25 protein-coding genes, 1 other RNA gene and 1 riboswitch are annotated in these 23,773 nt (G+C 61.4%); of the genes, 13 read left to right on the top strand and 13 right to left on the bottom strand.

Going from position 1 to position 23,773, the window contains the following annotated elements; genetic code table 11:
• Nucleotides 1–7: 7 nt before the first annotated feature.
• The 4 genes from KI613_RS20340 to KI613_RS20325 all read left to right on the top strand — a co-directional run bounded on the left by KI613_RS20340 (nt 8) and on the right by KI613_RS20325 (nt 4,708).
• The gene (locus tag KI613_RS20340) at nt 8–370 is read left to right on the top strand and encodes a PilZ domain-containing protein (protein WP_226402928.1); all 363 of its coding nucleotides are present in this window, start codon (nt 8–10) and stop codon (nt 368–370) included.
• Nucleotides 371–571: 201 nt separating this feature from the next.
• Complete coding sequence (locus tag KI613_RS20335) at nt 572–2,779, top strand: putative bifunctional diguanylate cyclase/phosphodiesterase (protein WP_226402926.1); 2,208 nt, start codon at nt 572–574, stop codon at nt 2,777–2,779.
• Between the two features lie 145 nt (nt 2,780–2,924).
• Nucleotides 2,925–3,602 (top strand): 7-cyano-7-deazaguanine synthase QueC, encoded by a 678-nt coding sequence (gene queC / locus KI613_RS20330; protein WP_226402924.1) that lies wholly within the window; start codon nt 2,925–2,927, stop codon nt 3,600–3,602.
• A gap of 2 nt (nt 3,603–3,604) precedes the next feature.
• The gene (locus KI613_RS20325) at nt 3,605–4,708 is read left to right on the top strand and encodes a YeeE/YedE family protein (protein WP_226402922.1); all 1,104 of its coding nucleotides are present in this window, start codon (nt 3,605–3,607) and stop codon (nt 4,706–4,708) included.
• A 48-nt stretch (nt 4,709–4,756) separates the two neighbouring features.
• Here KI613_RS20325 and KI613_RS20320 read toward each other — a convergent pair whose 3' ends face one another.
• On the bottom strand, nt 4,757–4,975 hold the full coding sequence (locus KI613_RS20320; protein WP_226402920.1) for a hypothetical protein: 219 nt from the start codon (nt 4,973–4,975) through the stop codon (nt 4,757–4,759).
• 71 nt (nt 4,976–5,046) lie between these two features.
• Here KI613_RS20320 and KI613_RS20315 point away from each other — a divergent pair, with 71 nt between their 5' ends.
• Nucleotides 5,047–6,060 carry an MBL fold metallo-hydrolase gene (locus KI613_RS20315; protein WP_226402918.1) on the top strand — a complete coding sequence of 338 codons (1,014 nt, stop codon included), beginning with the start codon at nt 5,047–5,049 and terminating at the stop codon, nt 6,058–6,060.
• Between the two features lie 115 nt (nt 6,061–6,175).
• Here KI613_RS20315 and KI613_RS20310 read toward each other — a convergent pair whose 3' ends face one another.
• The 11 genes from KI613_RS20310 to KI613_RS20260 form a co-directional block, all read right to left on the bottom strand.
• Nucleotides 6,176–8,149 carry a hybrid sensor histidine kinase/response regulator gene (locus KI613_RS20310; protein WP_226402916.1) on the bottom strand — a complete coding sequence of 658 codons (1,974 nt, stop codon included), beginning with the start codon at nt 8,147–8,149 and terminating at the stop codon, nt 6,176–6,178.
• On the bottom strand, nt 8,146–8,640 hold the full coding sequence (locus KI613_RS20305; protein ID WP_226402914.1) for a YfiR family protein: 495 nt from the start codon (nt 8,638–8,640) through the stop codon (nt 8,146–8,148). The genes KI613_RS20310 and KI613_RS20305 overlap by 4 nt, the downstream gene beginning before the upstream one ends.
• A gap of 59 nt (nt 8,641–8,699) precedes the next feature.
• A complete protein-coding gene (locus KI613_RS20300) occupies nt 8,700–8,933 on the bottom strand; it encodes a hypothetical protein (RefSeq protein WP_226402912.1) in 234 nt (77 codons plus the stop codon).
• A gap of 5 nt (nt 8,934–8,938) precedes the next feature.
• Nucleotides 8,939–9,109 (bottom strand): hypothetical protein, encoded by a 171-nt coding sequence (locus KI613_RS20295; RefSeq protein ID WP_226402910.1) that lies wholly within the window; start codon nt 9,107–9,109, stop codon nt 8,939–8,941.
• A 166-nt stretch (nt 9,110–9,275) separates the two neighbouring features.
• Nucleotides 9,276–10,154 carry a Tim44 domain-containing protein gene (locus tag KI613_RS20290; protein WP_226402908.1) on the bottom strand — a complete coding sequence of 293 codons (879 nt, stop codon included), beginning with the start codon at nt 10,152–10,154 and terminating at the stop codon, nt 9,276–9,278.
• A 100-nt stretch (nt 10,155–10,254) separates the two neighbouring features.
• Entirely contained in the window at nt 10,255–11,538 is a 1,284-nt protein-coding gene (locus KI613_RS20285; protein WP_226402906.1) for a cobyrinate a,c-diamide synthase, read from the bottom strand.
• Nucleotides 11,539–11,547: 9 nt separating this feature from the next.
• On the bottom strand, nt 11,548–13,161 hold the full coding sequence (locus KI613_RS20280) for an adenosylcobinamide amidohydrolase (RefSeq protein WP_226402904.1): 1,614 nt from the start codon (nt 13,159–13,161) through the stop codon (nt 11,548–11,550).
• Between the two features lie 10 nt (nt 13,162–13,171).
• The gene (gene cobO, locus KI613_RS20275) at nt 13,172–13,762 is read right to left on the bottom strand and encodes a cob(I)yrinic acid a,c-diamide adenosyltransferase (RefSeq protein WP_226402902.1); all 591 of its coding nucleotides are present in this window, start codon (nt 13,760–13,762) and stop codon (nt 13,172–13,174) included.
• Between the two features lie 70 nt (nt 13,763–13,832).
• Nucleotides 13,833–14,606 carry an ABC transporter ATP-binding protein gene (locus KI613_RS20270; protein WP_226402900.1) on the bottom strand — a complete coding sequence of 258 codons (774 nt, stop codon included), beginning with the start codon at nt 14,604–14,606 and terminating at the stop codon, nt 13,833–13,835.
• Nucleotides 14,603–15,580 (bottom strand): FecCD family ABC transporter permease, encoded by a 978-nt coding sequence (locus KI613_RS20265; protein WP_226402898.1) that lies wholly within the window; start codon nt 15,578–15,580, stop codon nt 14,603–14,605. The genes KI613_RS20270 and KI613_RS20265 overlap by 4 nt, the downstream gene beginning before the upstream one ends.
• 6 nt (nt 15,581–15,586) lie before the next feature.
• A complete protein-coding gene (locus tag KI613_RS20260; RefSeq protein ID WP_226402896.1) occupies nt 15,587–17,413 on the bottom strand; it encodes a TonB-dependent receptor domain-containing protein in 1,827 nt (608 codons plus the stop codon).
• A 107-nt stretch (nt 17,414–17,520) separates the two neighbouring features.
• Nucleotides 17,521–17,727, bottom strand: a riboswitch (cobalamin riboswitch).
• Between the two features lie 115 nt (nt 17,728–17,842).
• Here KI613_RS20260 and KI613_RS20255 point away from each other — a divergent pair.
• The 5 genes from KI613_RS20255 to KI613_RS20235 all read left to right on the top strand — a co-directional run bounded on the left by KI613_RS20255 (nt 17,843) and on the right by KI613_RS20235 (nt 19,881).
• On the top strand, nt 17,843–18,040 hold the full coding sequence (locus KI613_RS20255; protein WP_226402894.1) for a hypothetical protein: 198 nt from the start codon (nt 17,843–17,845) through the stop codon (nt 18,038–18,040).
• Nucleotide 18,041: 1 nt separating this feature from the next.
• On the top strand, nt 18,042–18,377 hold the full coding sequence (locus KI613_RS20250) for a cell division protein ZapA (protein ID WP_226402892.1): 336 nt from the start codon (nt 18,042–18,044) through the stop codon (nt 18,375–18,377).
• A 33-nt stretch (nt 18,378–18,410) separates the two neighbouring features.
• Nucleotides 18,411–18,589, top strand: a non-coding RNA gene (gene ssrS, locus KI613_RS20245) — 6S RNA.
• A 42-nt stretch (nt 18,590–18,631) separates the two neighbouring features.
• Nucleotides 18,632–19,084: an EVE domain-containing protein gene (locus KI613_RS20240; RefSeq protein ID WP_264181444.1), complete on the top strand. Its 453-nt coding sequence runs from the start codon at nt 18,632–18,634 to the stop codon at nt 19,082–19,084.
• Nucleotides 19,081–19,881, top strand: a complete 801-nt coding sequence (locus KI613_RS20235; protein WP_226402888.1) for a sulfite exporter TauE/SafE family protein — start codon at nt 19,081–19,083, stop codon at nt 19,879–19,881. The genes KI613_RS20240 and KI613_RS20235 overlap by 4 nt, the downstream gene beginning before the upstream one ends.
• A 6-nt stretch (nt 19,882–19,887) precedes the next feature.
• Here KI613_RS20235 and KI613_RS20230 read toward each other — a convergent pair whose 3' ends face one another.
• Nucleotides 19,888–20,574 (bottom strand): GntR family transcriptional regulator, encoded by a 687-nt coding sequence (locus KI613_RS20230; protein ID WP_226402886.1) that lies wholly within the window; start codon nt 20,572–20,574, stop codon nt 19,888–19,890.
• Nucleotides 20,575–20,763: 189 nt separating this feature from the next.
• Here KI613_RS20230 and dctP point away from each other — a divergent pair, with 189 nt between their 5' ends.
• The 3 genes from dctP to KI613_RS20215 are packed head-to-tail and all read left to right on the top strand — an operon-like array spanning nt 20,764 to nt 23,757.
• Nucleotides 20,764–21,789, top strand: a complete 1,026-nt coding sequence (gene dctP, locus KI613_RS20225; protein WP_226402884.1) for a TRAP transporter substrate-binding protein DctP — start codon at nt 20,764–20,766, stop codon at nt 21,787–21,789.
• A gap of 46 nt (nt 21,790–21,835) precedes the next feature.
• Nucleotides 21,836–22,420 carry a TRAP transporter small permease subunit gene (locus tag KI613_RS20220; protein ID WP_226402882.1) on the top strand — a complete coding sequence of 195 codons (585 nt, stop codon included), beginning with the start codon at nt 21,836–21,838 and terminating at the stop codon, nt 22,418–22,420.
• Nucleotides 22,417–23,757, top strand: a complete 1,341-nt coding sequence (locus tag KI613_RS20215) for a TRAP transporter large permease (protein WP_226402880.1) — start codon at nt 22,417–22,419, stop codon at nt 23,755–23,757. Before KI613_RS20220 ends, KI613_RS20215 begins: the two co-directional genes overlap by 4 nt.
• Nucleotides 23,758–23,773 lie beyond the last annotated feature (16 nt).

Here is a 23,773-nt window from a genome sequence, read left to right as displayed (position 1 = left end):
GACGGTCATGGAAAGTAATCGCCGCAAGTTTTCCCGCATTTCTTTCCGGGCCGAAGCCAGCCTTTTCCTGCCCGACGGCGAATACGTCGTTGATGTGCTCGATCTCTCGCTCAAAGGCGCGCTGATCCATCCCAATGCCAACGTCTTCATCAAGGTCGGCACCAACTGCACACTCAAGATTCAACTCGATCAGACGGGCTCCAGCATCCGCATGGAAGCCACCGTCGTCCATCACCTGGCCAATTACTACGGCCTCTCGTGCCGCGACATCGATCTCGACAGCGTGACCCATCTGCGGCGGCTGGTCGAACTCAATCTCGGCGACGAGGCGCTGGCCGAGCGTGAATTCTCCCACCTGACGCACGATTGACTGCTGCGCTGAACAAGGCGTTTCAGTATTAGCGCTTGCTGAAGAGCGTATTCTTTCGCCATAATCCCTTACAGAGCCCCTGACTATTCAAACCAATCTACGGGGGTGACATGGTTCTGGGAGGATCCATGGTCGACAGGCAGCATTCCCGCTTGTCGACGCCGTGCAGGATGGAACCGCCCCTTGGGAAGCTTGTGTCTCATGACGTCTGGCCACCTGGTTGAGCATCCATGCTGTCCGAGCGAATTCGCTCCTGGCCTGGCTGTGCGTCCGCCTGAGCTGTGTGCGATTCAGCATGCGATCTTTGAAAATGCCGGCCGGGCAATCGTCCTGACCGATCCCGATGGCCTGATCGTCTATTTCAACAGGGCTGCCCAGAAGCTGCTTGGCTACTCGTCGGATGACGTGGTGAATCGGGTCACGCCGATGATTTTCCATCTGGCCGATGAACTGATCAGTCGGGCTGAGGCCTTGACGGTCGAGTTGCAACGACCGGTCGCGGCAGGGTTTGACGTATTCATTGCCCGCCTGGGAATCAAGGCGCAATACGATGCCGACTGGACACTGGTCCGCAAGGATGGCTCCCGGCTTCCGGTCAGTCTGACGGTCAGCGCCTTGCGCGATATGCAGGGACGCGTCCAGGGCTATCTCGGCATTGCTTCAGATATCTCCGTTCGGCGAAAGCTCGAGCAGGACTTGCGCATTGCCGCGATCGCCTTCGAGTCACGGGCCGCGATTCTGGTCACCGATGCCAGCCAGCACATCCTCCAGGTCAATGCCGCATTCACCGAACTGACCGGCTATTCCGCCGACGAAGCAATCGGGCAGACCCCCAGATTGCTCAAGTCCGGACGCCAGGACAGTGCTTTTTACAAAGACATGTGGGAAGGACTCGAACGGAACGGGCATTGGCAGGGCGAAATCTGGAATCGCCGTAAAAATGGCGAAATTTTTCCGGAATGGCTGACCATCAATGGCGTGCGCGATGGCCAAGGCAAGATCACCCATTACGTCAGTACTTTTTCGGACATCAGCAACCTCAAAGTGGCTGAATCGGAAATCCATAACCTGGCTTTCTACGACCCGCTGACCGGACTGCCCAATCGCCGTCTGCTCCTTAACCGGATCAACAAGGCCTGTGCCGCCGGCAAACGGAGCGGCAAGTACGGTGCCTTGCTGATTATCGACATCGATCATTTCAAGACCTTGAACGATACGCTCGGCCACGATGTTGGCGACTACCTGTTGGTCGAGGTGGCGACGCGTCTCGGGGCCTGCATCCGCGAGGGAGATACGGCCGCTCGTCAGGGCGGGGACGAATTTGTCGTGATGCTCGAAGAACTGGGCAGCGATCTCGAAGGTGCCGGCATCCAGGCCGAAATGGTCGCCGAGAAAATTCGCGCTGAACTCGGCATGCCGTACTTGCTGGGCGAGGATGCCGAATACGTGCGCACGGCAAGCATCGGCATCAGCCTCTTTCTGGGGCAGGAAAAATCCACCGATGTGTTGCTCAAGCAATCCGATATTGCCCTCTACAAGGCCAAGGATGCCGGGCGAAACACCATTCGTTTTTTCGACAATGCCATGCAGACGGCGCTCGACGAACGGGCGGCGCTCGAGGCCGGTTTGCGTCGGGCGCTGGCCCGTAATGAACTATTGCTCCATGTCCAGCCACAGGTCGACACCCAGCGCCGGCTGATCGGCGCCGAAGCCCTGCTCCGCTGGCAACCGCCAGGCAAGCCGATGGTGCCGCCGGGTGATTTCATCCCGCTGGCCGAGGAGACCGGGCTGATCGTGGCGGTCGGACTATGGGTTCTCGACCGGGCGTGCGCCGGCTTGCGCCGCTGGGCCGACGATCCGCGGACGAGCTGCCTGTCGATGGCAGTCAACGTCAGTGCCCGGCAGTTTCGCCAGGCCGATTTCGTGCTGCAGGTTGGCGATGCGCTGGCCCGCCATGGGGCAAATCCGCACCTGCTTAAACTGGAGCTGACGGAAAGCCTGCTGCTCGACAACGTTGAGGAAACCGTCGCCAAAATGCAGGCCCTGCGGGCAACCGGCGTGCGCTTTTCGCTTGACGATTTCGGCACTGGCTACGCCTCGCTGGCCTACCTGAAGCGTTTCCCCTTCGAGCAACTCAAGGTCGATCGATCCTTCATCAGCGATATCACACACAATCCCGATGCGGCCGCCATCGTCCGGGCGATCATCGCCATGGGCAATACGCTGCGCCTCGGCGTAGTGGCCGAAGGCGTCGAGGCCAGCGTTCAGCACGACTATCTGGTCGAGCACGGTTGTTGCCAGTTTCAGGGTTACCTGTTCGGCAAACCGATGTCCTTCGCCGACTTCGACGCAGCCCTCGACGGATTGTCCGGGGAAGTGCCCGAGGTGTGCGACGACTGGGTGATCTAGATTCCCGGGAAGCGGTGCCAGATGCCATGGTCAGGTAACGCGACATTCGTATTTCCAAGCGTGGGGCGCAATGCGGCAAATTGTGGCGCAGGAACAAGCAGATACCGGGTCAAAGGCGGCCAATTTTCAGGTATATTCGCGCCCCATGATGAAGCCAGCCGTCGTTCTCCTTTCCGGTGGACTCGATTCCGCCACTTGCCTCGCCATTGCCCGCAGCCAGGGTTTTGACTGTTATTGCCTGTCGTTCAATTACGGCCAGCGCCACTGTGCCGAGTTGCAGGCGGCCGAGCGGGTCGTCAAGGCCCTTGGTGCCGTCGAACATCGGGTGCTCAACCTCGCTCTGGCCCAGTTTGGCGGCTCGGCATTGACCGATAGCACCATCAATGTGCCGGTCGATGGCGTCCAGCCGGGCATTCCCGTCACCTACGTGCCGGCGCGCAACACCATCATGCTGTCGCTGGCCCTGGCCTGGGCCGAGGTGCTGGGCAGCGACGATATTTTCGTCGGTATCAATGCGGTCGATTATTCAGGTTACCCGGATTGCCGGCCTGAGTACCTTGCCGCTTTTGAGAAGATGGCCAATCTGGCCACCAGGTCCGGTGTCGAAGGGCATAAGCTGAGTATCCACGCGCCGCTGATCGACCTTTCCAAGGCCGATATTATCCGCACTGGCACAGCACTCGGCGTCGATTACGGGCTGACCGTTTCCTGTTACCAAGCCGATGAACTCGGCAGGGCCTGCGGTGTCTGTGATTCTTGCCGGCTGCGGGCCGAAGGCTTTGCTACCGCCGGCCTGACCGATCCCACGCCTTACCGAGCCTGATCATGGAAATTGCTGCCCTGTCGAATACCGTTCTCTGGCTGGCCTTTGCCGTTTCCTTCGTGTTCGGCGCCATCGGCCAGAAAACCCATTTCTGTACCATGGGGGCGGTCTCCGACATCGTCAATATGGGCGACTGGAGCCGCATGCGCATGTGGCTGCTGGCCATTGGCGTCGCCATTCTGGGGGCCAGCGCGCTGCATGCGACGGGGCTGATTGACCTCGGCAAATCGATCTACCGGACACCGAATTTCACCTGGCTGTCGTACATCGTCGGCGGCGCGACTTTCGGCATCGGCATGGTCTTCGCCTCCGGTTGCGGCTCGAAGACGCTGATCCGCATCGGCGCTGGCAACCTGAAATCGCTGGTCGTTTTCCTGGTGCTCGGTCTGGTTGCCTACATGACCATGCGGGGCGTGTTCGGCGCGTTTCGCGTCAATGTGCTGGAAAAGGCAGCGATCATTTTTCCCGGTGGACAGGACATTCCTGCCCTGCTCACGGCCGCCGGCCTGGAGGCGAAGACGGCGTTTGCGCTGGCCGTCCTCGCCATCGGTGGTGGCCTGACCGCCTTCTGTCTGCTCAATCGCGATTTCTGGACGCTCGATAATCTGCTCGGCGGTCTTGGCACCGGGCTGGCCGTCGTCGCCGCGTGGTATATCAGCGGCCACATCGGCTACCTGGCCGAACATCCCGATACGCTCGAAGAAGCCTTCCTGGCCACCAACAGCGGCCGCATGGAATCACTGACCTTCGTGGCGCCGCAGGCTTACACGCTGGAATTGCTGATGTTGTGGTCGGACACCAGCCGCACGATAACTTTCGCCATTGCCACGGTGCTTGGTGTCATTGCCGGTTCCGGCACCTGGGCCTTGCTGAGCGGCAATTTCCGCTGGGAAGGTTTCGCCAGCGTTGAAGATACGGCCAGCCACCTGCTTGGCGCTGCCCTGATGGGTTTTGGCGGTGTGGTGGCGATGGGCTGTACGGTCGGCCAGGGAATCTCTGGCTTTTCGACACTGGCGCTCGGTTCCATCGTCACCTTCCTGGCTATCGTCGGCGGTGCGGCGGCGACGCTCAAGTTCCAGTACTGGCGGCTGATGCGCGAAGCCTGAGCGGCTTTGCTACGGTCAACCGGAATTTTGGCCAAAACTTGAAACTGCTCAGGAGCCTTCGTTTTCCTTGAGCTTCTCGATGACCAGCGGAAAGGCGCCGGAGCCAATCAGGGCGATGGCCGAGACGATGAAGGCCAGGCCGGCCATCGGGTCGTCGAGTACCGGATGAATGCTGGCACCAAAGCCGGCCAGGCTGATCGCGCCGGGAATGGCGCAGAGAATGCCCAAGGTGGTCAGGGCGACAAAAGAGAAGGGGTAGCGGCGCATGGCGTGAGTGTAGACGAGCGCCCGATTCGGCGCGATGATAGGCTGCTATTTTAACGTTTCAGGAGATACTCATGAACCGTCGCGATTTTATGCGTTCAGTCGCCGCCATCTCGGCGCTGGGGGCAGCCGAGTTCGCGCCGTGGCAGGCCGTGAGCGCCTTTGCCCGGGAAGTTGACGATTTCGTGCGCGGCCCGGCGATCAAGGATTATCCACTGCGCCAGATCTCGCGGCATGTGTCGATCATCTTCACGCCCGACGCTTTTCCGACCCCGGAAAACCAGGGGATGATGAGCAACGTGACCTTCGTCAATACGAGCAAGGGTATCGTCGTCGTCGATACCGGCGCTTCGGTGCAGATCGGCGAAATGTCCATCCGGCAACTGGAAAAGCATCTGAAAAAGCCGGTCATTGCCATCATCAACACGCATTATCACGGCGACCACTGGCTCGGTAATCATGCCTACGTCGACCGCTTTGGCGACAGCCTGCCGATCTACGCCCATCCCGGCACCATTCAGGCGGTCAAGGGCATTCAGGGCAGTCTCTGGCTGACGCTGATCGAAAAGTCGACCAATCAGGCCTCGCTCGGCACCCGCATCGTGCCGCCCAATACGCCGATCGAACATGGTGCGGTACTGAAATTCGGCGATGTGACGCTGCGCATTCATCACTACGGTACCGTGCACACCCCCTTCGACCTCTGTGTCGAGGTTGTCCAGGACGGCGTCACGCTGGTTGGCGACATCGCCATGGACCGGCGCATTGCCAACATGGACGACGGCTCCTACCTCGGCACTTTCAAGGCCTATGACACGCTGATCAAGAAAACGGGAACCCGGATCTGGCTGCCGGCACACGGCGAACCGGGCGAGCATGTGCTGAAGTGGAACCGCGAACTGTTCGAGGGCATCTACCGCCCCTGCGAGCAGGCGATCAAGGAAGGGCTGCCGCTTGAAGAAGCCAAGGCCCTGGTCCTCAAAGACCCGCGCGTCGCGAGCCGGGCCAGGGAAACCAAGGGTTTCGAAGCGAATATCGGCAAGTACGTCAGCATCGCTTACCTGGAAGCCGAGGCGGCCGGTTTTTAAACCGCTTTCCTCGCCGTCGAGGCGGAGTTGCCGAAGGCCACGGTCAACCGGGAAAAATGGCCAAAAATGGAATCGGATTGCGAGGGTGTGGCTAGGCGGGCTGGAGATTGGTACGCTAGCTGATGCTCTCCGGCTGACGTGCCCGTAGCCATTTGAGCATGATCACGAACAGCTTGTCTGGATCAACCGGCTTGGCGATGAAGTCATTCATGCCGGCATCCAGGCACAGCGCGCGGTTTTCGGCAAAGGCATTGGCGGTCATGGCGATGATCGGCGTGTCAGCGTAGCCGTCAATTTCGCGGATGGCCTGGGTGGCACCCAGACCGTCGAGTTCCGGCATCTGCATATCCATCAGGATCAGGTCGTAGCGCTGGTTGATTGCCATGTCGAGGGCCTGGGCGCCATCTGCTGCAATATCAACCGTGAAGCCCAGCGATTCGCGCAGCAGCTCGAGGGCGACTTCCTGATTGACCCAGTCGTCTTCGGCAACCAGGACGCGGCAATCGGGAAATTCGGAACGCAAGGCATGCTCCGCAGCTATGCCGGATTGATGCGTCTCGGCTGATTCAGATTCAGCAGGCATCGCCAGGGCTCGGCTCAGGCGAATGGCAAAAGTGAATACGCTGCCTGACCCTGGCGTGCTGACTACCTCTATTTCCCCGCCCATGAGGTGAACGAGGCGCTGGCAGATGGGCAGACCGAGCCCGGTGCCGCCATATTTGCGCGTCGTCGAGCCATCGGCTTGCTCGAACGGCCTGAAGATGCGTTCAAGAGCCTCCGGCGCAATGCCTATGCCGGTATCCCAGACCGAAAGTTCAAGCAGCACTGATTCGGCACCCTCTTCGGCGATGCGCGCGACGACGCGGACTTCGCCGCGCTCGGTAAATTTGATGGCGTTGCCGGCCAGGTTGAGCAATATCTGCTGCAGGCGCAGCGGATCGCCGAGCAGCTGAACCGACTTGAGGCGCGCATCGATGTCCAGAATGAAATGCAGGCGAGCCGCTTCGGCCCGGGGCGCCAGCAGGTTGGCCAGTTCATGCGTCAGGGCGTCGACCATGAAGGCGGTCTGTTCCAGCGTCATCCGGTCGGCATCGATTTTCGACAGGTCGAGAATATCGTTCAGCAGCTGCAAGAGATGGTTGGCGGCATTGTCGATCTTGCCCAGCTTGTCCATCTGGCCATGGTCATCATTGTTGCGCCGGAGCATATAGGTCATGCCGATGATGGCATTCATCGGCGTCCGCAGTTCGTGGCTCATGTTGGACAGGAATGTGCTCTTGGCGCGGCTGGCCGCTTCGGCCGCCTCCTTGGCCAGGGACAGGGCCTGGGTCCGTTCCTGCACGGTGTCTTCAAGGTGATCGCGTTGATTGGCCAGTTGTCGGTCGCGCTCGGCGATCTCGCTGAGCATGGTGTTGAAGGCATTGCCCAGATGGCCGATTTCATCATCCGAGTAGATTTTGGCGTGCCGCGTGTAATCCTTCGATTCGGCCACATACTGCGCCGTGTCGGTCAGCGAAGCCAGCGCGGCGAGAATCGATGCCAGCAGTTGCCGGGCGATGGCGAAGGCGATGACGAACGAAATGGTCAGCGCCAGCAAGGACAGGGTCAGATTCCAGGCAATCGTCCGCCAGACGGCGTCAAGGCTGGCCGAAATGGATACCGTACCGACCACTTCATCGTCCGAGCGGATGGGCACGGCAACGGTGACCGAGGACCAGTCGGCATAGACCGCCCGCTCGCGATGCGCCTTGTCACCGAGGGCCACCTGGGCGGGCAGAGTGCGCCCAGCGGCGTCGTAGCGATAGTGGAAATCCGAGGTGATACCGATCAGGCGCACCGCCAGCACATCCTGGTGTTCGGCAAACGAGCTGAGCAGGCGTTTGGCGCCCAAGACGTCGCGGAACTCGATGACGGCTGACGCATTGAAAGCGACGACGTCGGCCATCGCAAACAATTCGGTCGTTTTAGCCTGTCGCCGCTGATCGATTTCGCGCACGGCAAAGGTCAGGAAGGAAAGCAGCAGGCCGACGCCGAGCGAAACCGCAATGGCCAGCGCGATTTTTTTCCGGATGGTCTGGCGAGCCTTCATCGTTCCTCTCCGATTACCCGGTTGGCCAATCGCATCATTTGCGAACTCGGGTTCAGCCCGTGCCGCGACAGCGTGTCTGCATTGACGATGAATTGCACCCGTCCGCCGTTGCGCAGAAGCTCGATGCCACCGCCCGCGCGGGCAAAACCGTCGGCATTGCTGGCGGCCAGGATGGGCATTCCCTGTATCCAGCGCAAAACGGCGCCGATACGCGCTTCTTCGACATCGGGGATATACACCAGCTGGCAGTTGGGCATGTCGTCGGGGCTATGGACCCGGCGAATGCGCAGTTCCTTGCCGCCAATCACTCGCCCTTCATGGCTGTTCAGGAAAGGCCCCAGCGTATCGCGGCCAAACAGGCAGATGGTGGCCGTGCTCCGGTTGCTGGTGGGCCACTCGACATACTTCAGGAAATTGACGAGATAAGCCGATTCCAGCTGCGGTTCGGAATCAGGTTGGGCAAACGCCAGCGTCACGCCGGCGAGCAGCAAGGCAGGCAGCAAGCGAAGTCGGCGATTGCGTGGAGAATTGAAGGCTGGCACACGCAAGATCAGATTTTCCAGCGCGCCGACAACAGCAGCGACGGTTCGATAACCACGGGCGTGATCAGAACTTGCCGCTTGCTGGCAAAACGACCGTTGAAACCGCTTGCTGATTTGGCATAGCGTCCGCTGTCGAATTGTGCCGCATGAATGTCCGGCACCACGCGCAGCGCGTCCGGCAGGGCAAGCGGGCCTGAATGGCAGATGTCTTCGGCAGGAATGACAAAGGCGGGGTTGGGCACGTTGCTCAGGCTCTGGTTGGCCGCGAAACGGATGAAACTTCGGTTTTTTTCAGGTCTTCCAGGCGCAGATCGTCATCTTGGGCAGCGGGCGCAGGATGCCATGCGACGGCCAGAGCGATGGCGGTGGCCGCATATGAAATTCTCAATGCATCCAAAGTTTTACTGTTGCGAAACAATATGTTCTGCGCGGCGCATGAATAAGCCGAGACTATGCCACCGCTCCCGCTGCATATCAATGAACTAATTCGCAGCAATGGTGCTTGGCTAGGCCTTGCTGGGCGCATACCCAACAAAAAAGGCTGGCCGGATTGCTCCGGCCAGCCTTGCGTGCGGCGTTGTTTGTTACTGGACCTGCTGAATACCGGCCAGTACCCAGCCGCGGCTGTTGTCGGTCGGCTTGGTCATGTGCCAGATTTCGTCGAACGGGGCGGGTGCGGCGCCCTTTTCTTCGCTGATCAGGCCGGTGAAGCGGATGCTGACGACGTAGCGGTTGGCTTCTTCGGCAACATCAAGGACTTCGCCGTTGAGCTGGGCGACGTCGGTCTCCTGCTTGGCGTTGCCGCGCTCGCTCATGCCCATCTTGATCTCGGCGAACATTTCCGGCGAGGTGAATTCGCGGATGTCATCGAGATTGCCTGCATCGTTGGAAGCCTGCAGGCGGATGAAATTAACCTTGGCGTTACGCACGAAACTCTCGACATCGAAGTCGGCCGGAATGTTGCCGCTACCGGTGGAAGCAGCAACCGGGGCAGCGGCAGCAGAACCGCCGGCCGGCATGAAATCAGGCTGACGCGGGGCGTTGGCACCGTAGTTGTTGGCGCCAGCGCCGGCATACTGCATGCCACCCTGCTGGGTCGCTCCTGCCTTCTTGCGCATGAAGTAGCCGACGACCATGACGACAGCCATGATCAGCAGGCCGATCATCATCATGTTGGCCAGGCCTTCGCCGAAGCCGAAGTGCGAAGCCAGCGCGGCCAAGCCGAGACCGGCGGCCAGGCCAGCCAGCGGGCCCATCCACGAGCGCTTGGGTTGAGCGGCGGGGGCGGCACCCGGAGCGGCGGCGGGCGCCTGCTTGGCAGCCGAAGGCGGGGTGCTGGGGGCGACCGACTGGCGTTGCATGCCGGCCGAGCTGCCGCCACCGAGGCGCTTGGCTTCAGCGTCACCGATTTGCAGCGTGAAGCCGAGCACCAGTGCTGCGGCCATCAGTACGAAATTCTTCATGGTTGTCTCCGTGTGGAAAAGTTGCAATCCGTAGTGTACCCGCTTCCCTTTGCTGAAAAATTAATCGGCGCCTGTATGACTGTTCGAAAAAACAGAAGTATCAAAGCTTGGTGAACAGGCTGGTAACTGCTGTCGGATTCGATGGAAAGTAGAAATGCACGTACGAAGCAGTCAGTCTGTTTTGCCGGTAGATCGCTTCGCCATCGCGGCCATTGGCTGTGGTGGCGCGGACGAGCGGGGTGAGCGGCGTTTCGCTTTTCGAGTGATGGAAGGTATGGCCGGCGAGGCGGCCTTCGGGTAGTTCGACGAATTGTGTGCCGAGCGCGGCGAGCCGTTTTTGCATGACCGAACGCCCGGCCAGCAAACCGCCAAAGCGATGGCTGACGCCGGCCTTGTCCACGACTTCCTCGAACAGGCTCATCATGCCGCCGCATTCGGCGAGCAGCGGCTTGCCGGCGGCGACGTGGTTTTTGAGGGCCTGCCACAGCGCGGCGTGCTGGCTCAGGGCGTCGGCGTGGAGTTCCGGGTAGCCACCGGGCAGCCAGACGGCATCGCAATCGGGTAGCGGGTCACCGGCGACTGGAGAGAAGAAGCACAACTCGGCACCCAGTGTACCCAGGGTTTCGAGGTTGGCCGGGTAGATGAAGCCGTAGGCGGCGTCGCGGGCGATGGCGATGCGCTGGCCGGCAAGCAGGGGTTTGATTTGGGGGGGCTGGGCAGCTGCGAAATTGACCGGTTTTGGCAGGTCGACGGTGGCACTGGCCTGCAGCGCATCGGCCAGGGCATCGAGGCGGGCTTCGAGGTCGGTGATTTCGGCCGCCTGGAGCAGCCCGAGGTGGCGTTCGGGCAGGCTGTCTTGGCTTTTCGGCAGGGCACCGAACCAGCCCATGCCGGGGGGCAGGCTGTCACGCAGCAATTTGGTGTGGCCTTCGCTCGCCGAGCGATTGGCCAGCACGCCGGCAAAGGGCAGGCCGGGGCGGTAGTTGGCCAAGCCGTGAGCGACGGCGCCGAAAGTCTGGGCCATAGCCCCGGCGTCGATGAGGGCCATGACCGGGATGGCGAAGCGCTCGGCGATGTCGGCGGCTGACGGTTGGCCGTCGAACAGGCCCATGACGCCTTCGACGAGGATCAGATCGGAGTCGGCTGCGGCGCGGGCCAGCCGCCAGCGCGCATCGTCCTCGCCGCACATGCCGAGATCGAGGTTCTGGCAGGGACGGCCGCTGGCGAATGCGTGAATCTGCGGGTCGAGAAAGTCCGGGCCGCACTTGAAGACGGTGACGCGCCGCCCCTGCCGGGCGTGCAACCGGGCCAGCGCGGCGGTGACGGTGGTCTTGCCCTGGCCGGAGGCGGGGGCGGCAATCAGGAGAGCGGGGCAGGCGGGCATTCTTATTCCTTAACGGGCAGGCTGGCTGAAGCCTTGCCGACGATCCCAATCGACGTAGAACAGCCTGCTCTGGCTGGTAGTAAATGAAAACAGCCGTTCGCCACCGGCTGCAACGACGCTTTCACCGAGCGAGAAATCAAGCTCTGGTTCGCGTCCGGTGCGGTTGTTGACGATCAGTGGCAGGCCGGTTTCGGCGCTGCGCCGCTCCCACAGGTCGCCCGGCCCCATGCCGTCGACCGGCGGCCAGTTGGCCGGGGCGAGCAGGATGGCGGCGCCTTGTGCGCGATAGCTGGCGGCCGGTTCGGGCTTGTAGGTATCGGCACAGATCAGCAGGCCGATCGGGATGCCGTCGACGACGAAGGGCGCGCCCCCGGTGCCGGGTGTCGCCCAGCTTTCGGGGCCGCCATGGACGCGCTGCTTGCGGTAGGTGCCATGAATGGCGCCGTCGCGGTCGATGGCGACGACGCTGTTGTGCAGCTTGCCGCTCTTTGCGTCGCGCTCGGCAAAGCCGACGAAGAGCGCCACCCGGTTGTCGCGGGCGATGGCCGCCAGCGTGCTGATCCAGGCATCGGGAAAGGGGGCGATCCAGCCGGTGCCGATGCGGCTGGCGAAGTTGTAGCCGGTTTCGGCCAGTTCGGGCGTCATCACCCAGTCAGCACCGTGGCTGACCGCCTCCTGAATGCCGGCTTCGATGCGGGCGCGGTTGCCGGCCACGTCGCCGGGAACAGCATCGAGATGGAGCAGGGCGATGCGCAGGGCATCCGGGGCCTTGGCCGGCGCTGCGGCAGTGGCCGCGAAACGCTTGGCACCCGGCAGGAAAAAGCCGTTCTGCTTGCCGAGGGCTTCGAGCACGGCCTGGTAGCTGGCTTTGCCGATCAACTCGCCGATCCGGCTGTGGCCGCCGGTGTAGCTGGCCTGCGGGCCCTGTGTGCCGGAGACGACGATGATGCTGTCGGTGCCCGTTCCCGTCGCCTGCACGGTCCTGGTGTAGGTGCTCGGCACGTTGAGGTCCTGCAGCGCCGCGGTCTTGCCTTCGGTGACGGTGATCAGGGCGCGGGCCAGCGCGGCGTCGGTCAGGCGGATATTGGTCAGCACCATGATGTTGATGGTGCCGGCCGGCGTGTTGTCTTCGATGTAGGTCCCGGCATCGACGCCGGTGCGAATGGCGTTGCTCCGGGCGCCGGCCGTCGCCAGCACGGTGACGGTCAGCGGGCCGTAACTTTGGGTGACGACCGCCAGGTTGTCGAGGTCGGCGGCGGTGGCCATGCGGGCGACCGCCGATTGCTCGAGTTGCTGCTGACGGGCCGTTTCGGCGTGCACATGGGTGGCGTAGGCCTTGCCGCCCCGGCCATCCTGGCCCATGAAGCGCATGCCGAGGGTGTGCCAGAGCTGCGGGTGGCCGGCGTGGTTCATCGCCGCGCGGGCATCGAGCAGGCCGTCGGAGGTGGACAGCGTGCGCCGCGCTTCGGGGAAAGCGACGAGCAGCACCTTTTCCCAATAGCCGTCGCGCTCGCCGCGGATGATCCGGGCCTCGGCCTGGATATTGGCTGGTATGTCGATTTCGCCAGCCCAGGCAACAGCGGAAACGAGCAGCAGGAAGACGAAACGGCTCAGGTTTTTCATCGGCTTGAACTCAGAATTCGAGACCGGGCATGGCCTTGATGCCGCTCTGGAAGGCGTGTTTTTCCATGCCGATGTCGCTCACCGTGTCGGCGAAGTCGCGCAGGGCCTGCGGGGCGGCGCGGCCGGTGATGATGACGTGTTGCATGGCCGGCCGGGCGAGCAGTTTGGCGATGACGGTGTCGAGGTCGAGCCAGCCGTATTTGAAGGCGTAGGTCATTTCGTCGAGGACGACGAGGCCGATGCTTGGGTCGCCGAGGTGGCCGCAGGCGATATTCCAGGCGGCTTGGGCGGCCTTGGCGTCGCGCTCCTTGTCCTGGGTTTCCCAGGTGAAACCTTCGCCGCCGACATGCCAGGCGACATTCGGCTGCTGGCGGAAGAAGGCTTCTTCGCCGGTGTCCGAGCGGCCTTTGACGAACTGCACGACACCGACCTTGAGGCCGTGGCCGAGGGCGCGGGCAACGACGCCGAATGCGGCGCTCGACTTGCCCTTGCCGTTGCCGGTGTTAACGACCAGCACGCCGCGCTCTTCCTGCGCGGCGTCAATCTTGCCATCGATGATGGCTTTCTTCTTCTGCATGCGTTCTTCGTGAGTGACGGTCATGGTGGCTTTCTGGGTCAGGATTGGGCGACTTTCACGGTCAACCGGAAAAATCGGCCAAATTTGAAATGGCTTATTCGGGAATGAAGCAGCGATGGCCGCGGTCTTCGATCTGGCGCAGGCCGTAGCCGTAAAGTTCGGACAGTTTTTCGGCGGTCAGGATGGCGTCGACCGAACCGATTTCGGTGCGCCCATCGCCATACACCAGTAGCGTGCGGTCGCAGAAACGGTGGGCCAGCGCCGGGTCGTGCAGGACCATGATGACACCGGCGCCGCCATCGCGCGCCGTGCCGGCGAACAGTTCGAGGACGGCCATCTGGTGGTTGAGATCGAGATGCGCCAGCGGTTCGTCAAGCAGGTAGAGCGGCGCCGCCTGGGTGAGCAGCGTGGCGATGGCCAGGCGCTGACGTTCGCCGCCGGACAGGGTGTGGATCTGGCGCGCCTCCATGCCGTCCAGTCCGACGGCCTTGAGCGCACTGCGTGCCAGTTCGGCATCGTGTTTCGATTCCCAGTCCCAGCGCCCAAGGTGCGGGTGGCGCCCGGTCAGGGTCGTTTCCAGCACGGTCGAACCGAAAGGGTCGGACTGGAACTGGCCGAGCCAAGCCCGGCGCAGGGCCGCCTCGCGGGCGTGCAGCAGGGCGGCATCTTCGCCGTCGAGGAGCAGCGCACCTCCGGCCGGCGGACGCAAGGCGGCCAACGTCGACAACAGCGTTGATTTGCCGGCCCCGTTGCGGCCGAGAATGGCGATGCGCTCACCGCTGGCGACGCTCAGGTCGACGCGGTCGACCACGGTTTTGCCGCCGATTTCCACGACCAGTTGCCGGGCTTCGAGCAGCGGCTGGGTCATTTCGGCTGCCTCGAGAGCAGGAAGAGGAAGACTGGCACGCCGATCAGCGCCGTCAGCACGCCAACCGGCAATTGTTGCGGTGCGATCAGCGTGCGTGCCAGCGTGTCGGCCAGCACGAGCAGCGAGCCGCCGGCCAGCACCGAGGCCGGCAGCAGCAGGCGCTGGTCGTTGCCAGTGGCCAGCCGGACCAGATGCGGCACGATCAGCCCGACAAAGCCGATCGAGCCGGCCGTCGTCACCGAGGCGGCGGTGGCTAGCGAAGCGAGCAGGTAGATGGCGTAACGCAGTCGGCCGACCGCAACGCCCAAAGCCTGCGCCTGCATCAGGCCGCGCGACAGCAAATTCAGTTCGCGGGCGAAGGGCATGGCCAGCAGCAGCGCGATGGCCAGCGCGGCAAAGGCCGGCCACCACTGGGCGCTTTGCCCGAGGTCGCCCATCAGCCAGAACAGCATGCCGCGCAGCTTATGTTCATCGGCAATGCTCAACATCAATGCGACCAGCGCGCCGCAGCCGGCGGCGACGATGACGCCGGTCAGCAGCAGGCGCGTCTGCGTCCAGCTCCCGTCACCATGCGCCAGCCCGAAAACCAGCAGCATCGCAGCGAAGGCGCCGACAAAGGCCAGCCCGTCGATACCGAGCACCGGCAGACCGAGCAGCATGGCGAACATCGCCCCGACCCCGGCGCCACCGGAAATGCCCAGCACGTAAGGATCGGCCAGCGGATTGCGTAGCAAAACCTGCATCAGCGCCCCGGCCAGCGCCAGCAGCCCGCCGCAGGCAAAACCGGCCAGCGCCCGCGGCAAGCGAAGCTGCAACACAACATCGCCAGCCCCGCCCTCGTTACCCAACAATGCGGCCAGCACCTCTGCGTAGGAAACCTTGAAACTGCCCACCGTCAACGCCAGCCCGATACTCGCCACGGCCAGAAGGCCGAGGCTGGCGAGTATCAGGAAGGCGCGGTGGCGGGTGGGCATGGCAGGTTACTTAGGACTGTAGCGCAAGCCGATGAAGGCGTTGCGACCAAAGGTGCCGTAGCCGAGCGCAGTTTCGTATTGTTTGTCGAACAGGTTGTTGATACGCCCTTCGATGGCCAGTACCTTATTGATGGCATAACGACCGGTCAGGTTGGTCAGCGTGTAGGCGTCCATCTGCCCGGTCTCGGTATTGGTGTTGAAGCGCTTGTCGACAGCGACGAATTCGCCACCGAAATCGAACGGGCCAAAGCGTCGCGACAGCGACAGCGTAGCCTTCTGGCCGGCCCGCCGCCCGAGTTTCTGGCCGGTATCCTCGTTCTTGGCGTCGAGGAAATCAGCGCTGGCGCCGATGGTCCATTCATCGAAGCGCCCCTGATAGGCCAAGGTCAGCCCTTCCAACTGGGCGCGCGAGACGTTTTCGTACTTGAAGGTCGAGAATGACCAGTCGATAAGGTTCTCGATGCGATTCAGGTAATAGGTGGCGGAAACTGTCTGACTGCCGCTATCCCAGATCAGGGCTGCTTCCTGGTTTTTCGCTTTTTCCGGTTGCAGCAGGGGGTTGCCGCTGAATTGGTCGAACAATTGATAGAGCGACGGCGCCTTGAAAGCCGTTCCGTAGCTGACATGGGCTCGCCACTGTTTGGCCAGTTGCAGGCCATAGGCCAGGGCGTAGGTGTCCGCCGTGCCAAATTGCGAATGGTCATCGTGGCGACCGCTGATCTGCCAGCGATGGATGTCGTAGTTGGCCATCCAGCCAGCGAGCAGGGAATTGATCGTGATCTCCGAGTCGGCGGCGAAGCTGGTCCGTGGGGTGACCGACTGTTCCTGATGTTCTGCCGAGATCAAGCCCGTGCCCAGTGGCAGCTTGATATCGTTCTGCCAGCCGAGCTGCTTGCTGTGGGTGCGCAGATAATCGCCGTTGGCAGGCGCACCGGAATAGAAGTTGTTCTGGTAGTCCACTGCTTCGCTGTAATGCAGCTTGCTATCCCATCCGCTCAGGATGCGGTTTTTCGTGAAAACCTGCCATTGCTCGGATTCGAAGAGCACTCGACTGTCGAAATTGCCGGTACCGGAGGTGCTGTCGTAATACGTCGTTCCCTCATTACGTCGGTAGGATAAACCGATTTCATGGCCCTTGGCGGGCAGGAAGGACAAGGATGCTGCGCCACCGGTGTTGTCGTAGGGGTCGCGGTCCGCATCCTTGTTGCGCGCATTGCGCCGTGAAGAAATGCTGTCGGATGACTGGTGATTTCCTTCGATGCGGAAGCGCCACTGCTCGTTGCCACCGGATAGTCCGGCTGATACCTGGGCCGTATTCTGGGTGCCGTAGCCGACAAAGCCGTCAGCGCGTAGCCCGGGCTCGCCGCGCTTGGTGAAAATCTGGATTACCCCGCCGACGGCATCGGCGCCGTACAGTGTCGCGGCTGGCCCGCGCAGGATTTCGATGCGCTCGACGTCGGCCAGCGGCACGAAACGTAGTGGCGACCCGGAAAGGTCGACGGAATTGATCGGGATGCCATCGACCAGCACCTTGGTCTGGTCGGGGCGGGCGCCGCGGATGTAGAAGCTCGTTGTGGTCCCCGGGCCGCCGTTGCTTGCCGTCTGGATGCCTGGTTGGCGTGCCAGCAGTTCGGTGATGGTGCCCTGGCCATTGCGATCGATTTCTTCGCGATCAATCACTGATACATCGGCCAGCAATTCGGAGGCGCGCATTTCCTGGCGGGTTGCGGTGATCAGGATGGGATCGAGAGAGGCAAGTTGATCGACCGCGAATGCTGCAGGCGCAAAAGACAAGGCCAGCAGCGTGGCTATTGGGTTCAAACGTGGATACATGGTTTTCCTTTTCCCGGCGGGCGTCCCCGCATGCCGGAAGAGCATTGAAAAGGAAGTGCGAGGGGAGAAGGCTGGTTGCGATAACCGGCACCACACCCCCGTGGCACTTCCGCTTTTTGTCTCAGGCCGGTATCCGGGCTCACAAGTCTTGACGTATCGCCTTCCCAGGTTGGCACCCAGTGGCATCGTGATACGCCCGCACTTGCTTACCGTTGCGGGGGCAGCAGCGGATTTGTCTCCTCGGAGACGCACCGCTTTCCCGTTTAACTGCGCTTGGAGAATCCGTACGCAGCACCTGAAGCAGCGGGAATTCTACATCTATTGTTGCTGCAGTGCATCAGGCAAGTCGCCTTGATTTGCTATAAACCACTTTGAGAAGAATGGCTTAGTCCTTGACCGTGCGGCGTTTTAGCCTCTATAGTTCGCGGCATGAATGTGGAACTCGAAACGCTAGAAGCCAAAATCGAACAGGTCGTTGCACTGGTTCACCAGTTGCGCGCCGAGAATGAGGTTTTGAAGAATCAGATGACCGCGGCCGAGGCTGAGCGGCTGCATCTGCGGCAGACGATGACGGCTGCCCGTGAGCGGCTCGAAGGTCTGGTGGACAAGATTCCCGAGGATGCCTGAGATGAGCGCCGAGCCGAATTTCCTCGACGTAAAAATTATGGGACGCGAATATCGCGTCGCCTGCACGCCTGAAGAGCGCGACGCCCTGCTCTCGGCCGTTGATCTGGTCGACAACAAGATGCGCGACATTGCGCAGCGCACCAAGAACACCATCGCCGAACGCGTTGCTGTCATGGCCGCGCTGAACATCGCCCACGAGCACCTTTCCGGGGCCTCCGGCAGCGCTGCAAAAGAGTTTTCGGAAGCAGTTGATAGTTCCGAAACGAAGCGTAGAATCGGTGACATGGGAGCACGACTTGATGCCGTGCTTGCGCCCCAGCAGCAATTGGACTTGTAGTCATTACTGCTGACCCCGGCGCCGCCCGCCGAGCGTCCCCTGCGGTGTTTGTTAAGGCCATATATTCCTTGAACCAATGCTAATTGGCATCGGTTGCGGACCAACAATCCGCTGTTGAGCGCGCTCCCAGCGAGTGTGCCTGATGCGGAAGGAATGCGACCACTCTGGACCCAGGTTCAGGATGCCGGCCTGACGACATTCGCGGGGGCCTTTTTTTGCCCTCGAAATTACCCGAACGCATGCAATATTGGCTGATGAAATCGGAGCCGGACGAGGTTTCGATCGATGATCTTGAAGCTGCCACAGAGCAACGCGTGGCGTGGTTTGGCGTGCGCAACTATCAGGCGCGCAATTTCATGCGCGATGCGATGCAGGTCGGCGATCTCGCCTTCTTTTATCACTCCAGTTGCGCCGAGCCGGGCATTGCCGGCATCTGCGAGGTGTGTTCCGAGCCTTACCCTGACGAAACCCAGTTTGCTACGGTCAACCGGTATTTTGACCCAAAATCGAAACCGGAAAATCCACGCTGGTGGCTGCGTGACGTCCGTTTCGTCGCCCGCTCGCGCCTGATTTCGCTGGCTGAGCTGCGGCGCTATCCGGAACTGGCCGACATGCGTCTCCTTGCCCGCGGCAACCGTCTGTCGATCATGCCGGTCACGCCCGACGAGTGGGCATTCATCAACCGCCTCATGGCAGATAATTCATGACAATCTGGTGGCTGGCCTACCCCCTGCTGGGAATCTTCGGTGGCTTTGTTGCCGGTCTGTTCGGCGTTGGCGGCGGTTTGACCCTCGTCCCGTTCATGTACATGCTGTTCGTTGCCCAGAACTTTCCGACTGAGCACGTCATGCATCTGGCACTCGGCACTTCGATGGCGACCATCGTTTTCACGTCGATTTCCAGCATGCGCGCCCACCATGCGCATGGCGCAGTGCGCTGGGATGTCGTCCGCAGTCTGGCGCCGGGTCTGGTGCTCGGCACTTTTGGTGGCTCGCTGGTCGCCGGTCAGGTGCCGACCGGGCCGATGACGATGATATTTGTCGTCATTGTCTATTACGCCTCGCTGCAGATGATGCTCGATTTCAAGCCGCACGCCCATCGGCAACTGCCCGGACCGGCCGGGTTGTTTGCCGCTGGCGGCGTCATTGGCGGCGTCTCGAGTCTGGTGGCGGCCGGCGGCGGATTCCTGTCGGTACCGTTCATGCTGTTCTGCAATGTTGCCATCCATTCGGCGGTCGGCACCTCGTCGGCGCTGGGCTTCCCGATCGCCGTCGCCGGTGCCGTCGGCTACATCGTCGCCGGCTGGAGTGACACTGGTTTGCCCACTTATTCGCTGGGCTACATCTACCTGCCGGCCTTCCTAGGCATCGTCGTGATGAGCATCCTGATGGCCCCGGTCGGCGCCCGGCTGGCCCACAGGTTACCGGTCAAGAAACTGAAGCGGGCCTTCGGCGCCTTTCTGGCACTGCTGGCGACAAAGATGCTCTTCAGCCTGATCGGCTGAGGTCTCTCAGGCGCCAGCCTTGAAGTCGCGCAGCGTCGCGACCAGATCGGCGAACCGTTCACCTTGAACCGTGACATGAGCGCGCAATAGTGCTGTCGCCAGCTCGCTGTCGCCCTTGATGATGGCATCGACAATGGACTGATGTTCGTTGAACGAGCTGTTCATTCTGTTCCGCACGCGTAGCTGGAGCCGCCGGTAGGGGCGTAACCGGCGGTGCAACGCGGTCGCCTGTTCAACCAGGAAGCCGTTGTGGCTCGCTTCGTAGATGCGCTGGTGGAAAACCTCATTCAACTGGTAATAAATGTCCGGCGTGTTTGCGTCGCGCGCCGCTTCGCAGGCGCCATGGGCCTCCTGCAAGGCCACCTGCTCGCTCGGCGTAATGCGTCGGGCGGCCAGTCGGCCGCACATCGCCTCCAGTTCGGCCATAACCTCAAACATTTCGCAGACCCGGTCGGCACCCACCTCAGGCACGGTCGCGCCGCGCCGTGGCTTGATTTCGATCAGTCCGACCGAAGCCAGTTGGATCAGCGCCTCGCGCACCGGGGTTCGGGAAACGCCGAAGGTGTCGGCCAACTCTTGCTCGTCGAGCCGCGTGCCGGGCGGGTAAACGCCGGTCACGATGCGCTCCTCGATCAACTCGCCGAGACGTTCTGATTGGCGGGTGGTGGCAGGTATTTCGGCAGGGCTGTTCACAACTCACGCTCCAGCATTTGGTAATAGTTCAATTATACGAAATTAGTTGACCAGTATTCAATGTTTGCTTATTGTGTATACACAACGGTGATTTTTGAACACAAAACAAGAGTGCGGTATTCCCTGATGTGGATAAGCCAGCCAGCGAGGTTTCACCGTCAGTGCTTTTTAACCTTGGAGGAGATATCCATGTTCAGCAAGACTAAACGCCAGCTTACGCTAGCCATCGCTGCCGCCGCCCTCACCTGTGCGCTGCCTGTCGCGCATGCCCAGACACCCCGAGTCATCAAGATTTCCCATCAATTCCCAGCCGCGACCAACGAGGATGGCGATTTCCGTGATCGACTTGTCCGCCGTTTCGTAGCGGAAGTCGAGAAGCAGTCCAAGGGCAGCCTGAAGTTCGAGATCTATCCCGGCAGTTCGTTGATGAAGACCAACAGCCAGATCGGCGCCCTGCGCAAGAGCGCGCTGGACATGAGCTTGGTGCCGCTGGCCTACGGCGGCGGCGAGATTCCGCAGGTCAACATCACGCTGATGCCGACCCTGGTCAGTAGTTATGAACAGGGGATGCGCTGGAAAACTGCCCCGATCGGCAAGGAGCTTGACCGCATCCTGGCCGACAAGAACATCAAGATCATTACCTGGGTCTGGCAGGCGGGCGGTATCGCCTCGACCAAGAAAACGGTGGTTGTTCCCGACGATGCCAAGGGCCTGAAGTTCCGCGGCGGCAGCAAGGAAATGGACCAGATGCTGAAGGGCGCTGGCGCGGCTGTGACCGGCATGCCGTCCTCGGAAATCTACAGCGCGATGCAGTCCGGCGTGCTCGACGCGGCACTGACCTCCAGCACGTCGTTGATCAGTTTCCGTCTGCAGGAATTCAGCAAGTACGTGACCACGGCCCGCAACAAGAGCTTCTGGTTCATGTTCGAGCCGCTACTGATTTCCAAGGGCCTCTACGATTCGCTGACGCCGGAACAACAGAAGATCATCAGCGAAGTCGGCGCCAGTCTGGAGAAGTTCGGCGTTGAAGAAGCCAAGAAGGACGATCAGCGTATGGCCGAGGTGTTCGCCAAAGCCGGAGCCAAGGTCGCTGACATGGACGAGAAAGCGTTCATGGCCTGGCGCGGTGTCGCCGAACAGACGGCGTTCAAGGATTTCGCCGAGAACATCAAGGATGGCCGCGCCCTGCTCGACATGGCGCTGTCGGTCAAGTAATCACCCAGCCGGGCATGGCCCGGCCCATCCTTTTTAAAGGTGAATCATGAGCCCCGGATATTTCATCAGCCGAGCGGTCAAGGCCTTCAATATTGCGACAGGTTACCTGTCGGCCTTTCTGATCGTCATCGCTACCTGTGTTCTCGTTTTTGAAGTCGCGGTCCGTTATTTCTTTGCCTGGCCGACCGACTGGGAAATCGAGTTTTGTGTCATGTTGCTGATTGCCTCCAGCTTTCTGGCCGCCGCCCATACCCAGCTCAATCGCGGTCATGTGACGATCGAGATTCTCGACGAAATCACGCCGCCCAGCTGGACGCAGTGGCGCATGGCCTTTTCCGATCTGCTGTCCTTCCTGTTCTGCGCCTTCATCGCCTGGAACTGCTGGCACCTGTTCTACGAAGCCTGGGACGAAGGTCGGATGAGCGACACCTCGTGGGCGCCGAAGATGTGGCCGGTCTTTGCCACCATGGCAGTCGGCATGACCTCGCTGACCCTGCAGGTTTTTGTCCAGTTCATCGAAGACTCGCTGCCGGAAGCCATGCGCTCGCACCGGCCGCCGCCGCAACACAATGCCGCCATTCAGGTGGCCATTGAACGCATCCAGCATGACGACGAAGGAGAGCGCAAATGAGCGTCGGAACCTTAGGCCTGCTCTACGCGGCCGCCACTTTCATATTCCTCTTTTCCGGGATGCCGATTGCCTTTGCCGTGGGCTCGGTCGCCCTGATTTTCATGTACTTTTTCATGCCGGTGGCACAGCTGTCGATCATCGCTGAAACCATCTTTTCCGAGTTGAACAGCTTCACGCTGCTGACCATTCCGCTCTTCATCATGATGGGTGCGGCGATCGGCAAATCACGTGCTGGCGCCGATCTCTACAACTCGCTGAACCGCTGGCTGTACAAGGTGCCGGGCGGCCTTGGTCTGGCCAACACGCTGGCCTGCTCGGTGTTCGCCGCGATGTGCGGTTCCTCGCCGGCAACCTGCTCGGCCATTGGTTCCTCGGGCATTCCGGAAATGCGCAAACGCGGCTATTCCGAGCGTCTGGCGACCGGTCTGATCGCCGCCGGCGGCACGCTGGGCATCCTGATTCCGCCGTCGCTGACGCTGATTCTCTATGGTCTGGCGACCGAACAGTCGATCGGCAAGCTGTTCATGGCCGGCGTCGGTCCCGGCTTGTTGCTAACGGCGATGTTCTCGATCTGGGTGGTGTACAAATCCTGGGCGGAAAAGAACGAGAAGATTTCGGCCAATCGTTCGACCGGCATCGCCATGCCGGTGGAAGAGTCGTACAGCTGGAAACAGCGCCTTGAAACGCTGCCCCGCCTGGCGCCCTTCATCGGTCTGATCATCATCGTCATGGTCGCCCTCTACGGCGGCTGGGCAACACCGTCGGAAGTCGCCGGCATCGGCGCCTTCGGCGCATTGCTCATGGTCATGGCGATCTACGGCTGCTGGCGCTGGAACGACCTCAAGGTCATCCTCTCCGGCACGGCGCGCGAGTCGTCGATGATCATGCTGATCATCGCCATGTCCTTCCTCTATACCTATGTGATGAGCTACCTGCACATCACCCAGTCGGCTGCCGCCTGGATGATTTCGCTGGAAATGAGCAAGTGGGTGTTCTTCTTCTGGGTCAATATCCTGCTCATCGTGCTCGGCTTCTTCCTGCCGCCGGTCGCCATCATCCTGATGGTCACGCCGATCATCCTGCCTGCCCTGAAGGCGCTCGGCATCGACCTGATCTGGTTCGGCGTGATCATGACCATCCTCATGGAAATGGGCCTGATTCACCCGCCGGTCGGCCTCAACCTGTTCGTGATCAGTGGCATTGCCCCTGACATCAAGCTCAAGGAAATCATGTGGGGCACCGTGCCCTTCCTGCTGCTCATGGTGCTCGGCATCCTGCTGCTCTGCGTCTTCCCGGAAATCGCCACCTGGCTGCCGTCGCAGTACAGCGGTTCCTGAGTCAGCGGAAAGACGA

The organism is Ferribacterium limneticum (assembly GCF_020510585.1).
Taxonomy (GTDB): Bacteria; Pseudomonadota; Gammaproteobacteria; order Burkholderiales; family Rhodocyclaceae; genus Azonexus.
This window is presented reverse-complemented; position numbering and strand designations above follow the sequence as displayed.